The sequence below is a fragment of the Roseibium sp. JB4-4 genome (assembly GCF_055693425.1).
Genome location: NZ_CM146333.1, coordinates 3,224,712 through 3,237,475 on the forward strand (window position 1 = coordinate 3,224,712; position 12,764 = coordinate 3,237,475).

Here is a 12,764-nt window from a genome sequence, read left to right on the forward strand (position 1 = left end):
TTGGAAAGTAAGAGGCTTCATATCTCATTTTACTTCTCAAATTCGTTCATTCAATATGAATTCAGGTGAGGAGAAATATATGCGAACACAAGTTGTCATTGTCGGTGGAGGCCCTTCCGGTCTTCTGCTCGGTCAGCTTCTTCATTTGAAGGGGATCGAGACAGTGATCCTTGAACGCAAGACACGTGACTACGTTCTGGGCCGCATCCGTGCAGGTATCCTGGAGACTGGCCTGGTCGACATGATGCGTGAAGCAGGTGTCGGCAAGCGCATGGACGAGGAGTGTTTCATCCATCACGGCACCTGCATTTCCTATGACGGCGAGATGTTCGACATCAATTTCCAGAAACTGATTGGCGAAAACGTCATCGTTTATGGGCAGACAGAGGTCACACGGGATCTTTATGATGCCCGGGACACCGCCGGTTGCCGGACGATTTTTGAAGTCGAAGATGTCGAGATCCGTGACGCCGATACGGACAATCCCTTTGTCACTTTCAATGTGGACGGCAGTGCGCGCCGGATCGATTGTGACTTCATCGCAGGTTGCGACGGGTTTCACGGGGTCAGTCGCAAGACCATTCCCGATGCGGTGCTCAAGGAGTACGAGAAGGTCTATCCCTTTGGCTGGCTCGGTGTCCTTTCCCAGACACCACCTGTCCATGAGGAACTTATCTACGCCAATTCAGAACGTGGATTTGCGCTCTGTTCGATGCGCAACGAAAGCCTGTCGCGTTACTATGTTCAGTGCGGTCTCGATGATGATCTTCAGGAATGGAGCGATGACGGGTTTTGGGATGAACTCAAGCGGCGCGTTCCCGAAAAGATCGCCGACAGTCTGATAACCGGGCCCTCAATCGAAAAATCAATTGCGCCGCTGCGCTCATTTGTCTGCGAACCCATGCGCTGGGGTCGTCTGTTCCTGTGCGGGGATGCCGCCCATATCGTGCCGCCAACAGGTGCCAAGGGCCTCAACACGGCCGCCTCTGACGTCCACTACCTGAATGAGGGCCTAGTCCAATACTATCAGGATGGCGATACGCACGGCATCGACACATATTCGGAAAAGGCACTCGCCCGGATCTGGAAGGCAGAAAGGTTCAGTTGGGCCACCACCAACATGCTGCACCGGTTTCCGGATCAGTCCGAATTCGATCTCAAGATGCAAAGAGCGGAGATTGAATCGCTTCATTACAACGAGACGGCTCAGAGGTGGTTCGCGCAAAACTATGTAGGACTGCCCTACTGATGAAGATAGAACGCCTTTCGGAGGTCGATATTCATTGGCAGGAAGATGGTGACCCCAACGGTTTTGCCGTCGTTTTCGCCAACTCCCTGGGTACCGATCTGCGGCTCTGGGACAAGATTATCGACCGACTGCCGCATACCGGGCTTCGCCTGGTGAGGTTCGACAAACGAGGACATGGTTTGTCTTCCTGCCCACCAGGTCCCTACTCCATGGAAACCCTGGCAAATGACACAGAACAGTTGTTGCGTCTGATCGGCATCGACAAATGTGCATTTGTCGGCCTCTCCATTGGCGGGATGATCGGGCAGTTGCTTGCGCACCGCCAACCGGGCCTGATCCAGGGACTGGTACTGTCAAATACCGGTGCGAAAATGGGTGACGCGGCAATGTGGCAAGACCGAGTCTCGCGGATCCTCACAGGAGGCCTTGAAAGCATCGCCGATGCTGTCATGGATCGCTGGTTTTGCAAACCATTTCGCGAAACAACCGAATGCAGAGGCTGGCGTAACATGCTGACGCGAACGCCTGCAGACGGCTATGTTGGTTGCTGCAACGCAATCGCCGACGCCGACCTGACTGGTTCAACGTCCGAGCTGCGGCTGCCCACGCTTGGTATTGGCGGATCAGACGATCTTGCCAGCCCTCCCGAGGTGGTTCGCACGACGACAGCTCTGATACCGGGTAGCCGTTATGTGGAGATTTCCGATGCAGGGCATTTACCGTGCGTGGAACAGCCCGACGTCTTTGCAGGCCATCTGATGACTTACCTGAAGGAGGACCTCCATGTCAGATCGATATGAAAGTGGCATGAGGGTTCGGCGGGCAGTTCTGGGCGACGATCATGTCGACCGTGCCGAAGACAACAAGACAGAGTTCGATGAGCCGTTCCAGCGACTTATAACGGAGGCCGCCTGGGGTAATGTATGGGGCTCCGGGCGGATCAATGCACGCGAAAGATCCATGCTCACTCTGGCGTTGCTGGCCGCACTCGGCAACTTTGAGGAAATTCCGATGCATATTCGTGCAACGGCAAATACCGGCGCCAGTAAAGAGGACGTCCTGGAAGCTTTTCAGCATGTTGCCATTTACGCCGGGGTTCCCCGCGCCAACCAGGCGCTGAAACTGGCCAAACAAACTTACGCGGAGATGGAAGCCGAAGAGGGATAGCCCGTTCGACTCCAGAAAGGGAGAAAATATGCTCAAGCCGGGCGAATTCTATCAACGCAATCGCGAACGTCATCCGCCAGCTCTCACGCGGGACTACAAGACCTCTGTCTCTCGGTCTCCGCAATACTCTCTGATAAGTCTTCAGAATTCGGTTTCGGAGACAACAGGACCCGTGTTTGGTCACAACGACATCGACCCGATGGACCGGGACCTGATCTACAACTATGCGCAATCGGGCGAAAGCGCGATCGGTGAAAGGATCATCCTTCATGGCCGGATCCTGGACGAGAACGCTCGACCGATACCCAACACCCTGGTTGAAATCTGGCAGGCAAATGCGGGCGGCCGATACCGCCACAAGAAGGACACATATCTAGCCCCGATCGATCCGAATTTTGGCGGATGCGGCCGGACGTTGACCGACGAGAATGGCTACTACTATTTCCGAACCGTCAAGCCGGGCGCTTACCCCTGGCGCAACTGGGTCAACAACTGGCGGCCGGCCCATGTTCACATGTCGATCTTCGGGACTGCATTCTGTCAGCGTCTGATTACGCAGTGTTACTTTGAAGGTGACCCTTTGATACCAGAATGCCCGATAGTCAAAACAATACCGGATCCTGAAGCGATTGAGCAGCTGATAGCAAAGCTGGACATGAACGCGACGATCCCGCTGGACACCATTGCTTACAAGTTCGACGTCGTTTTGCGCGGGCGTCGCTCGACCCTTTTTGAGAACCGTCTGGAAGGGAACTGACCGATGCCACAAAAATTGCATTATCTGGCAGAAACGCCTTCGCAGACCGCCGGTCCTTACGTGCATATCGGGCTGGCACCGGGCGCGGCCGGCTTTGATATCTATCGCCAGGAACTTGGATGGGACATTGCCGGCCCAGATGCGAAAGGCGAACGAATACGCGTCGAAGGCATTGTCATGGATGGCACAGGCAGTCCGGTGAAGGATGTCATGCTGGAAGTCTGGCAGGCGAATGCCGACGGTTTCTATGCTCATCCGGAGGATGGTGGAGATGTGGAGGACGGATTTAGCGGATGGGGCCGCGTCATCACGGATTTCGAAACTGGCGAATGGGGTTTTGACACCGTCAAACCGGGGCCAACCACCGGCCGGGATTCAACACAACAGGCACCGCATCTCAATTTCTGGATTGTCGCCCGTGGCATCAATATCGGTCTCAACACCAGGCTTTATTTCGAAGACGAACCCGAGGCAAATGCCAAGGACCCAGTGTTGAACCTGATCGAGTGGGAACGGCGGCGCGCGACGTTGCTGGCCAAGAAGAGCGAACGCGATGGCAAGACAGTCTACCGTTTTGACATTAAGCTTCAGGGTGAAGACGAAACCGTCTTTTTCGACGTCTAGCGACCGGATCCAACAACCGGCCCCTTCGTGGGCCAACATGCTGCTCGCGAGCGGAAGCCTGACAACACCGGTGTCCAGCGCACACAGGAGTTAAGAGAACAATCATGAGCAAACCCTGCATCATCTGTGTCGCCATCACCGGGTCGGTGCCAACCAAGAAGAACAATCCCGCCGTCCCCATATCGGTTGAAGAGCAGGTGGAAAGCACTCACGAAGCCTTCGAAGCAGGTGCTGCAATTGTTCATGCTCATGTTCGCAATGAGGACCAGACACCATCGTCGGATCCAGAAAAATTCGCCCGCCTCAAAGAAGGTCTGGAGAAGTATTGCCCCGGCATGATTATCCAGTTTTCGACTGGAGGGAGGTCCGGGGCCGGACATGAGCGCGGCGGGATGTTGCCGCTTCAGCCTGACATGGCCTCGCTTTCCGTCGGCTCCAACAATTTTCCGACGCGCGTCTACGAAAACCCGCCCGACCTCGTCGACTGGCTGTCCAGTGAAATGAGGATCCATCGCGTCAAACCGGAGATCGAGGCATTCGACCTCAGTCACATCCATCAGGCAGCAGTCATGAACAGAGACGGCCGAATTCCTGGCAGGCTCTATGTCCAATTCGTCATGGGTGTGAAAAACGCCATGCCCGTCGACCGGGATGTCTTCGACTATTACATCAAAACGGTCGTGAGGCTTGTGCCCGATGCCGATTGGTGCGCGGCCGGAATTGGCCGGTTTCAGCTGGACGTCAACGAATGGTGCGTGGCCGCGGGCGGCCATACACGCACAGGACTTGAAGACAATGTCCGGTTGGACAAGGATTCCCTTGCCCCATCGAACGCAGCTCTTGTGAAGCGGGTGGTCGATCTTTGCGAAAAGTATGAGCGGCCCGTCGCGAGTTGGCAACAAGCACGCACAATGCTGGACCTCCCGCAACGCGCCGCTTGACCACCCACGTCTCTTGGCTCTCTATGCAGGGCACGACCTAAGAACTTGAGAGCCATGCCTGTTTCCCTGTTTGCAAGCCCTGTTTACGCTGATTTGTTTGCCGACGAGGAACTCTGTCGGCTCTTGAGTGACGACAGCGACGTCGCCCATATGATCGTGTTTGAGCGGACCCTGGCAATTGTTCAGGGAAGACTTGGGGTCATTTCTGCTATTGCAGCCGGTGAAATCGAGGCGAAACTCGCGCACGCACAAGTCGATCCAGCCCGGCTCGCGGCAGGGACGCAAGCTGCTGGTATTCCCGTACCCGCCCTTTTGACGGAGCTACGCGAGTTGGTCGGCAAAGATGCAGGCGACTGGCTCCATTGGGGTGCCACCAGCCAGGACGTCATGGACACTGCCATGATGCTGCAGGCCAAAGTCGTCTTCGGCATTCTTTCGGCCCGGCTGACGAAACTGGTTGATACGCTTCAAAGGCAAAGCACGAGATATGCCGATGTTCTAATGGCGGGCAGAACCCGAAGCCAGGTTTCAACGCCGATCACGCTCGGTTACCGGATCGCGCAGTGGGCTCATCCGCTGATTGACGCTGAAGCCGCATTGCCGGAGCTTCGACATAATGCGCTAAAGGTTCAATTCGGCGGCGCGTCGGGCACCAACAACGCCATTTATCCTGAAGGACCAACGGTTTCAAAAGCTCTATCGCAGGAACTTGGGCTTGCGGACTCTCCCTCTTGGCATGTCAACCGGACGCCATTGCTCAAGATTTCCAGCTGGCTCGTGCAACTGACGGCCGCCCTGTCAAAAATGGCCCAGGACCTGACGCTTCTTGGACGCAGCGACATTGGAGAAGTCACGAGCGGTGCAGGAGGCGGATCTTCGACCATGCCGCAAAATCCAACCCCGTGCAGGCCGAAACCATTCAAGTGCTCCATCAGATGAGCATCACAGCAGAACACGGCCTTCTCATTGCGGCCAATCCAGCCGAGGAACGCGACGGTGCCAAATGGCCCCTGGAATGGCATTGTCTTCCACAGCTGTTCCTGTGCACCGGCCGGTCACTTCAGCATGCACAAGCTCTCGCCGAGAGTCTGACGCCCCGGCCCGACGGGCTTTCTGGAACAATCGACGCCAATCCGGCCATCATGGCGGAAGCTGCCAGTTTCGCGTTGGCCAAAGCAGGTGTGTCACGCGTTGCAGCCAAGGAGATTGTTGCTGCGGCAAGCACCGACACGCGTCCTTTTAATGAGGCCTTGTCCAGTCGCAGCCCGGTTGAAATCAACTGGTCTGAAATACTGGACCCCTCCTCTGCAATCCGGCCCACACAAGAAATGGCAAATCAGATTTTTTCACGCCGCCAACACCGTTCTGCGGACTGAGTCGGAGGAAGCACTTTTCAGTGAAGGCGCTCCAAGGTCGCTAAGATCTTTTCACACCTCAGCTTTGATCGCTGCAATGACAGCCTGCCCCAGACAGATGCCACCATCATTGGCCGGGAGTTCCCTCGGTAAGATTACCTCCATGCCTTTGCTCCGCAGTCTTTCTTCCAGTCCATCCAGCAACAACTCGTTCTGCATGACACCCCCGGAAAGGACGATGCGTTTCATACCCCGCTCTTGGGCTATTTGTATGCTGCACCTGGCGAGAGCATCGATCAGGGAAATGTGAAATCTTGCCGATATCCTGCCCCTGTCGACACCTGCTTGCAGATCCTCAAGAAGAGCCGTCCAAAGAGACTTCCAGGTGAAAACCTTCGCTTCAGCGCCGTTGATATCGATTGGGTAACCCTCCTCGTTGGAGGCGAATGGCCGGGCCATCGCTTCCAGCGCGAGACCTGTTTCGCCCTCAAAGCTTTGCCTCTCCACGCAAACACCCAATGCAGCAGCGACTGCATCGAACATCCGGCCCGCAGAAGACGACAGTGGGGCGTTCAAGCCCATGTTGATCATTCGGTCCAATATGGAAAGGTTCCTATCCGTGAACCGGTCGTTTAAGATGCCGTTACAGACTTTGAGAGCCTCTTCCGAACCGAATGCGGCTTGCAAATGTGCATACAGATTACGCCAGGGTTCACGTATGGCCGCGGTTGCTCCGGGCAAAGAGACCGGCTGGAAGTGGCCAACGCGTTCAAAGTGCCTGTAGCCTCCGACCAACAGCTCTCCTCCCCAAATTGTCTTGTCAGTGCCCAGGCCAGACCCGTCCAGAACGATGGCAAGTGACGCATCATCGTTGGGAGGAACACCGGCTTCAGCCAGGCAAGCGGCAAAATGCGCATGATGATGTTGAACCTCAGTCAGCTCAGCACCCGCCTCTGCCGCTATCCTGCGGCCGAGCTGGGTGGACAAATAGTCGCTATGACTGTCAATCGCGATCAATTGAGGGTCAAAATCGTACATTCGACGAAAAAGTGTCAGCGTCTTCTGAAAGTCTTCGAGCGTCCGGCGGTTTTCCAGGTCGCCCATGTGCTGGGAGACAATTGCCTGCCCATTCTGGAGAAAACAGAATGTCGACTTCAGCTCTCCACCCATTGCCAGAACAGGTACCGATGATTGCTTGAGCACTTCTGCCAGGCGGATTGGCGTGGGTGCGAGCCCCTGGCGCGGCGCAAGACGGCATTTCCGGACCGGGACACCCGTACGACACTGTCATCAAGCCGGTTCATGATCGCCCGGTCATGCATCAGATACGCGTCGGCAATCTGATTGAGAGACTTACGCGCTTGTGTGTTTTCGATTGCCTGAGGCTCTTCAGACAAATTGCCTGAGGTCAGCACAATCGGCCTGCTGAGTTCCGACATCATGAGATGATGCAAAGGCGTATAAGGCAGCATCACACCGAGGCGATCTGTTCCCGGCGCAAGTCCTGAAGCAAGGCCGGTTTCTTGCTTGGGTTCAAGGAGGACGATAGGAGCGGCAGCTGAGGTTAGCAGGTCCGCCTCTTCTTTACTGACATCACAATAGGCCCGAACCTGATCAAGGTCCCTAGCCATGATGGCCATCGGCTTTCGGGGTCTTTTCTTTCTTGCGCGCAGCGTATCAACAGCCTTGTCGTTGCTCGCGTCAACGGCCAGGTGAAATCCACCAATGCCTTTCACGGCAACAATCTCACCTTTTGCAATGCGCTGTGCGATCAACTTTATCGGCTCAGTCGTGCCAACTTCGTTGCCTGCCTGTTCAATCCATACCCTGGGACCACACTGCGGACACGCAATGGGCTGAGCATGAAACCTCCGGTCGGCAGGTGCCTCATATTCAGCCTGACATTGGGCGCACATGACAAAAGGCGCCATCGACGTGTTGGCACGGTCATAGGGAATCGCGGTGACAATGGATAACCGCGGGCCACAATGGGTGCAATTCGTGAACGGATACCGAAAACGTCGGCCCGCAGGATCGAGCGTTTCGCGCAGACAGGCCGGGCAGGTGGCTGCATCCGGTACGATGCCGGTCGCCACCTCTCCCGCGATGCTTGTGGTGATCTGAAATCCGGCAAGAGCTTTGTCGAGCGGGGCCGTGTCGGGTTCAGATCTGATATCGTCAATCCGGGCCAACGGTGGAGCTTCCGCGCGCAACCTGGAGAGAAATCTAAGAACAGCGTCTTCTGGCCCAATGACGGTTGCCAAGACGCCCGCCGCATCATTCCAGACCTTTCCGCTGAGACCTTCTTCTTCAGCCAGACGCCAAACGAACGGACGGAAACCGACACCCTGGACAAGTCCAGTAACGCGAACTCGTGTCGCTCGTATACCTGGATTTGACGCGTGACTATTCATTGGTGGAACACCGTTGGAGACATGTGCAAACTGCCTTCGTTTTCTGTTTGCTCCGATCTGGCATCTGTCCTGCCAACGATTTGATCTCACTTTCGGGCCTACAATTCGGATGTCGTTCTGAAAATCGACGGTTGCGATCGACGCTTGTTCTTGCCGGCGCGATGAACAGCGAGGGTTAGCGGGGTCCGCGATTTCGGTACTTTCCGGACGAAATTGTATCTGGCGACATGATAGCTGGGATCGAACCCGAAAAAGTTCTTGTGCATCTGCTCAAGTTCGCGAGCGCGATAGGATGCAAGCGGTTTCGACAGTTCATCGCGCGCGCGCACCTTTCGTTTTGTGCACAAACGATCAGTCAGGTTCTCGCTGGCCAGCCTATCTGCAGCAGCAGCTACCGCGCCCGGGAAGGCACTGTGATCCTCTTCAAATAGTCTGTCAGCAAGACCCAAGGAGAGTGCTTCGTGTGCCCCCATTGGCAGGCGCGCCTGCGTTATCTGCCTGGCGTTCTCCGCACTGGTAAATTTCGGGAGCAGATAGGTCCAGTATTCCGAACCATAGAGGTTGCCCATATCCTTGTAGTGCGGGTTGAGCACCACACCTGACCTTATCCAGACCTCATCTGCCGCCCGGGCCAGAAACACACCTCCCGCCCCCGCATTGCCGCCGACCGCCGAAATGATCCACTTGTCTGTTGTCCTGATGATTGCTTCGGAAAGATCGTCCATCGCCCGGATGTTGTCCCAGCTTTCCTCTGCCGGGCTTTCAGCAGCTTCGATCAGATTGAGATTGAGACCGTTTGACCAGTGATCCCTTCCACCCATCAGAACCAGTATATTTGCGTCGCTGGCAACGGCTGTCCGAAACACACTCAGAAGCCGCCGGCAGTCATCTGTTCCCATGGCACCATTATAGAAATCGAAGTGAAGGTATGCGACATCTCGTATGATCTTCAAAGAGATGTCGCGATAGCCGCCAGACACTTCGGTCAATGCAGCCGATTGCGTTGCAAAGGCCCTGGTTGCCGGAAGTTTGACCCCATCTTTTGAAGCTTTGCGGACATGGCCTATCCAGACGGCTCCGTCGACAGTTTTGATCGCAATCGCCGGACCGGAGCGCATCAGCACAGTTCCCGGTTCAATCGCATCGTCCAGGGCCTCATGGCAGGGTCTGGCATCATAAAAATAGACTTTTTTACCTAAGACTTCGTCCAGCACCCCGGGCATGCCATCAGCCGAGCGGATCTTCCGCAGGACTGTTTCAGTTTCATCGTTCTGCCAATCGACCTGCCTGTCCACCTGACTCACAGAAGGCCGCCAGCCGGAGAGTTTTTCCGTGATTTGTTCAGGAGACTGACCACGTTCGAGCTTTTCAAGAGCTTCAATAACCGCCGCCACCGCCGCCTCCGAGACCTCAATGCGGTAGAGACTAGATTTTGAGGCAGGCCTGAGTGCGAAAGAGCGGCTGGCCCAGACAGGACCAGCATCCAGTTCGGCCACGGCCTGAAGAACCGTCACACCCCAGGTTTCGGCATCGTCAAGGATTGCCCAGTCAAGCGCATTCGGTCCGCGGTCTCCCGGTGGTCCCGGATGAACGACGAAACACTTCAGGTTTTCATGGACCGATGCAGGTATTGCCCGTTTCAAAAACGGAGCAATCAGGACATCCGGCTTGAACATGGCCACCGCTTCTTCTGTCACCGCATCGTTGATATCGAATTCGACCGAGACGTCATGCCCAGTCGAATTGAGATCGCAAAAGAGTTTCTGGGTCAGCGAATTGAAGCCGTGGCAGAGAAGAAGGATCCGCATAATCAGCAGATCCTTGGAAGCTGTTCACCCGAAAGCCAGTCCACGACCCGCAAACCCCCGATTTCCGTCTCCATTTCGACAAGTCGTGCTTCATCTTCCGTGACCCTGCCGATGATCGCGGCGTCGCGCCCAAGCGGATGTGCCTGCATGACGGACAATAATTTGCCGGCATCAGCTTGCTCACATAAGCAGACAAGTTTGCCTTCGTTTGCCACGTGAAGCGGATCCAGACCCAAGAGCTCACACGCCGCCGAGACGCCACCTTTTACCGGTATTGCGGTTTCGTCGAGATGCATGCCAACGCCCGCCGCCCGGGCCAGTTCGTTTAAAGTCGCCGCGAGGCCCCCACGGGTCGGGTCCCGCAACACCGCAATATCCGGGGCCGCAGCAACCATATCGGCAACAAGCGTATGCAGCGCTGCACTGTCGGACAGAATTTCGGTTTCAAATTCCAGGTTCTCCCGCTTCGACAGGATGGCAACACCGTGGTCTCCAATCGAGCCTGACAGAAGAATTGCCTGACCGGGTTTCGCGCGCGCCACCGATATCTCGACCCCGTGCCGCACAACACCCAATCCGGTTGTCGTTATGAAAACACCGTCGCCCTTGCCTTTTTCAACGACTTTGGTGTCACCTGTCACAACCGGGACACCGGCCTGGCTGGCTGCCGAAGCCATGGACATGACAATCCGCTCCAGGTCGGCAAGGGGAAACCCTTCTTCAAGGATGAAGCCCGCTGTAAGACAAAGAGGCCTTGCGCCTGCCATCGCCACATCATTCAATGTTCCGTGGACAGATAGGGACCCGATATCTCCACCTGGAAAAAGAGCGGCGAGATAACATGCCCATCTGTTGAAACCACCAGCTTTCCCGGCTCAGCTTCCAACAAGGCCGCATCATGGCCCTGATCCAGGATCGGATTGCTAAGGTGCCTTTGAAACAGATCCTTGATGAGCTCTGCCATGGCCCGGCCACCGCCACCATGCACCATGTCTACCGTACCATTCCGTCGCCCGGGATCCGACAGTGCGACGGTCATGCCGCGGCCTCCTGCCGGGACGAACGCGCCTTGTCGCGATACCGGCCGTATGTCCAGTAAGCGGCGCAAGCCCCTTCAGAGGAGACCATGCAGGATCCCATCGGATTGTCGGGCGTGCAAACGGTTCCGAAAAGCTTACAATCCGTTGGTTTTTTGACGCCGCGCAGGATGGCCGGGCATTCGCAGGATTTTACTTCACGCGAGACTTTTTCCGTAACCTCAAAACGCTTTTCTGCATCGAACTCCGCAAAGTCTTTTCTTATTTTCAATGCGCTATAGGGCACTTTGCCGAGGCCACGCCACTCGAAACTCTGACGCAACTCGAATACCTGTGAAACAAGATTTTGCGCTTTCAGGTTTCCTTCGCGGGTAACGACACGCGTATATTCATTCTCAACCTCATGACGACCTTCGTTGATCTGCCGAATGAGCATCAAAGTGGACTGCATCACGTCCAAAGGTTCGAACCCTGCAATCACCACAGGCTTACCGAATTCCTCGGCGAAAAACTCATAAGGCTCAGAACCGATTACCGAGCTGACGTGGGAGGGCCCCAGAAAACCGTCAATCCGGACGGTTCCAAGGTCCCGCACTTCAGGCGATGCCAGAATGTGCCCAATCGCAGACGGCGTCAGAACGTGATTGCAAAAAACTGAAAAATTGGACAATCCCTCTTTCTGCGCCTGAATTATGGCGACTGCTGTCGGAGGCGTCGTGGTTTCAAAACCGATTGCGAAGAAGACAACTTGCCGACCGATATTGTCGCGGGCAATCTTGAGCGCATCCATTGTCGAATAGACCATGCGAATATCTGCGCCAGCCGCTTTAGCCTTGATAAGGCTGCGTTGCTTCGTTCCGGGAACACGCATCATGTCGCCATAGGTGCACAGAATAACGTTATGACGCTCGGCAATTTCCACGGCGTCATCCAAGCGCCGAACCGGTAGAACACAGACCGGGCAACCGGGCCCATGAACAAAACGAACATTCTCCGGCATCAAGTCCTTGACACCGTATCGGAAGATTGCGTGTGTGTGCCCACCGCAGAATTCCATAAGGTTGTAGGTCCGGCCCGGGTCAGCTTCCTGACGAATGCCCAGGGCTATGGATTTTGCAAGATCCCGATCGCGAAACTCATCGACATATTTCATCGGGATGCCTCCTCGATGTCATCAAGCTCTTCCTGGAGCACACCGACCTCCGCCATGAGAGCGAGCGTCCGGTTAGCTTCCTCCGGGCTGACCTTATGGAGCGCGTATCCCACATGAACCAGCACGTAGTCGCCGACCGACAAATCCTCGACCAAGGCAATAGATATCTTTTTCCTGATCCCCTCCAGAGCGACGATTGCCATGGCGTCGTCCAGCAGTTGGGTGACCTTCGCCGGGATAGCTAGACACATGATCTGCT

The 12,764-nt window shown here is 55.7% G+C and carries 13 protein-coding genes and 1 pseudogene; 8 read left to right on the top strand and 6 right to left on the bottom strand.

Going from position 1 to position 12,764, the window contains the following annotated elements; translation table 11 throughout:
* Nucleotides 1–79 precede the first annotated feature (79 nt).
* The 8 genes from pobA to ACZ1HV_RS15075 all read left to right on the top strand — a co-directional run bounded on the left by pobA (nucleotide 80) and on the right by ACZ1HV_RS15075 (nucleotide 6,114).
* Nucleotides 80–1,249, top strand: a complete 1,170-nt coding sequence (gene pobA / locus ACZ1HV_RS15040; RefSeq protein WP_472715623.1) for a 4-hydroxybenzoate 3-monooxygenase — start codon at nucleotides 80–82, stop codon at nucleotides 1,247–1,249.
* Entirely contained in the window at nucleotides 1,249–2,049 is an 801-nt protein-coding gene (gene pcaD, locus ACZ1HV_RS15045; RefSeq protein ID WP_472715624.1) for a 3-oxoadipate enol-lactonase, read from the top strand. The genes pobA and pcaD overlap by 1 nt, the downstream gene beginning before the upstream one ends.
* Nucleotides 2,033–2,416: a 4-carboxymuconolactone decarboxylase gene (pcaC, locus tag ACZ1HV_RS15050; protein WP_298965983.1), complete on the top strand. Its 384-nt coding sequence runs from the start codon at nucleotides 2,033–2,035 to the stop codon at nucleotides 2,414–2,416. Before pcaD ends, pcaC begins: the two co-directional genes overlap by 17 nt.
* Nucleotides 2,417–2,444: 28 nt before the next feature.
* Complete coding sequence (gene pcaH, locus ACZ1HV_RS15055; RefSeq protein ID WP_298965986.1) at nucleotides 2,445–3,173, top strand: protocatechuate 3,4-dioxygenase subunit beta; 729 nt, start codon at nucleotides 2,445–2,447, stop codon at nucleotides 3,171–3,173.
* Nucleotides 3,174–3,176: 3 nt separating this feature from the next.
* A complete protein-coding gene (gene pcaG, locus ACZ1HV_RS15060) occupies nucleotides 3,177–3,797 on the top strand; it encodes a protocatechuate 3,4-dioxygenase subunit alpha (protein WP_472715625.1) in 621 nt (206 codons plus the stop codon).
* Nucleotides 3,798–3,901: 104 nt separating this feature from the next.
* The gene (locus ACZ1HV_RS15065) at nucleotides 3,902–4,738 is read left to right on the top strand and encodes a 3-oxoadipate:acetyl-CoA acetyltransferase (RefSeq protein WP_472715626.1); all 837 of its coding nucleotides are present in this window, start codon (nucleotides 3,902–3,904) and stop codon (nucleotides 4,736–4,738) included.
* A 54-nt stretch (nucleotides 4,739–4,792) separates the two neighbouring features.
* Complete coding sequence (locus tag ACZ1HV_RS15070; protein WP_472715627.1) at nucleotides 4,793–5,677, top strand: lyase family protein; 885 nt, start codon at nucleotides 4,793–4,795, stop codon at nucleotides 5,675–5,677.
* Nucleotides 5,674–6,114, top strand: a complete 441-nt coding sequence (locus ACZ1HV_RS15075; RefSeq protein WP_472715628.1) for a hypothetical protein — start codon at nucleotides 5,674–5,676, stop codon at nucleotides 6,112–6,114. The genes ACZ1HV_RS15070 and ACZ1HV_RS15075 overlap by 4 nt, the downstream gene beginning before the upstream one ends.
* A gap of 51 nt (nucleotides 6,115–6,165) precedes the next feature.
* Here ACZ1HV_RS15075 and ACZ1HV_RS15080 read toward each other — a convergent pair whose 3' ends face one another.
* The 6 genes and pseudogenes from ACZ1HV_RS15080 to ACZ1HV_RS15105 form a co-directional block, all read right to left on the bottom strand.
* Nucleotides 6,166–7,296 (bottom strand): Kae1-like domain-containing protein, encoded by a 1,131-nt coding sequence (locus ACZ1HV_RS15080; protein WP_472715629.1) that lies wholly within the window; start codon nucleotides 7,294–7,296, stop codon nucleotides 6,166–6,168.
* Nucleotides 7,248–8,507, bottom strand: a complete 1,260-nt coding sequence (hypF, locus tag ACZ1HV_RS15085; RefSeq protein WP_472715630.1) for a carbamoyltransferase HypF — start codon at nucleotides 8,505–8,507, stop codon at nucleotides 7,248–7,250. Before hypF ends, ACZ1HV_RS15080 begins: the two co-directional genes overlap by 49 nt.
* Nucleotides 8,508–8,605: 98 nt before the next feature.
* Complete coding sequence (locus ACZ1HV_RS15090) at nucleotides 8,606–10,315, bottom strand: enoyl-CoA hydratase-related protein (RefSeq protein ID WP_472715631.1); 1,710 nt, start codon at nucleotides 10,313–10,315, stop codon at nucleotides 8,606–8,608.
* A gap of 2 nt (nucleotides 10,316–10,317) precedes the next feature.
* Nucleotides 10,318–11,354, bottom strand: a pseudogene (gene hypE / locus ACZ1HV_RS15095) (hydrogenase expression/formation protein HypE).
* The gene (hypD, locus tag ACZ1HV_RS15100; RefSeq protein WP_298822663.1) at nucleotides 11,351–12,505 is read right to left on the bottom strand and encodes a hydrogenase formation protein HypD; all 1,155 of its coding nucleotides are present in this window, start codon (nucleotides 12,503–12,505) and stop codon (nucleotides 11,351–11,353) included. Before hypD ends, hypE begins: the two are co-directional and overlap by 4 nt.
* Nucleotides 12,502–12,756 (bottom strand): HypC/HybG/HupF family hydrogenase formation chaperone, encoded by a 255-nt coding sequence (locus ACZ1HV_RS15105; RefSeq protein WP_298822662.1) that lies wholly within the window; start codon nucleotides 12,754–12,756, stop codon nucleotides 12,502–12,504. The genes hypD and ACZ1HV_RS15105 overlap by 4 nt, the downstream gene beginning before the upstream one ends.
* Nucleotides 12,757–12,764 lie beyond the last annotated feature (8 nt).

Excerpts from the sequence above, each read along its gene's own strand:
- ACZ1HV_RS15070 (WP_472715627.1), top strand. The coding sequence starts at position 4,793 with ATGCCTGTTTCCCTGTTTGCAAGCCCTGTTTACGCTGATTTGTTTGCC.
- ACZ1HV_RS15075 (WP_472715628.1), top strand. The coding sequence starts at position 5,674 with ATGAGCATCACAGCAGAACACGGCCTTCTCATTGCGGCCAATCCAGCC.
- hypD (WP_298822663.1), bottom strand. The coding sequence starts at position 12,505 with ATGAAATATGTCGATGAGTTTCGCGATCGGGATCTTGCAAAATCCATA.
- pcaH (WP_298965986.1), top strand. The coding sequence starts at position 2,445 with ATGCTCAAGCCGGGCGAATTCTATCAACGCAATCGCGAACGTCATCCG.
- ACZ1HV_RS15090 (WP_472715631.1), bottom strand. The coding sequence starts at position 10,315 with ATGCGGATCCTTCTTCTCTGCCACGGCTTCAATTCGCTGACCCAGAAA.
- pcaC (WP_298965983.1), top strand. The coding sequence starts at position 2,033 with ATGTCAGATCGATATGAAAGTGGCATGAGGGTTCGGCGGGCAGTTCTG.
- hypF (WP_472715630.1), bottom strand. The coding sequence starts at position 8,507 with ATGAATAGTCACGCGTCAAATCCAGGTATACGAGCGACACGAGTTCGC.
- ACZ1HV_RS15065 (WP_472715626.1), top strand. The coding sequence starts at position 3,902 with ATGAGCAAACCCTGCATCATCTGTGTCGCCATCACCGGGTCGGTGCCA.
- ACZ1HV_RS15105 (WP_298822662.1), bottom strand. The coding sequence starts at position 12,756 with ATGTGTCTAGCTATCCCGGCGAAGGTCACCCAACTGCTGGACGACGCC.
- pcaG (WP_472715625.1), top strand. The coding sequence starts at position 3,177 with ATGCCACAAAAATTGCATTATCTGGCAGAAACGCCTTCGCAGACCGCC.
- pobA (WP_472715623.1), top strand. The coding sequence starts at position 80 with ATGCGAACACAAGTTGTCATTGTCGGTGGAGGCCCTTCCGGTCTTCTG.
- pcaD (WP_472715624.1), top strand. The coding sequence starts at position 1,249 with ATGAAGATAGAACGCCTTTCGGAGGTCGATATTCATTGGCAGGAAGAT.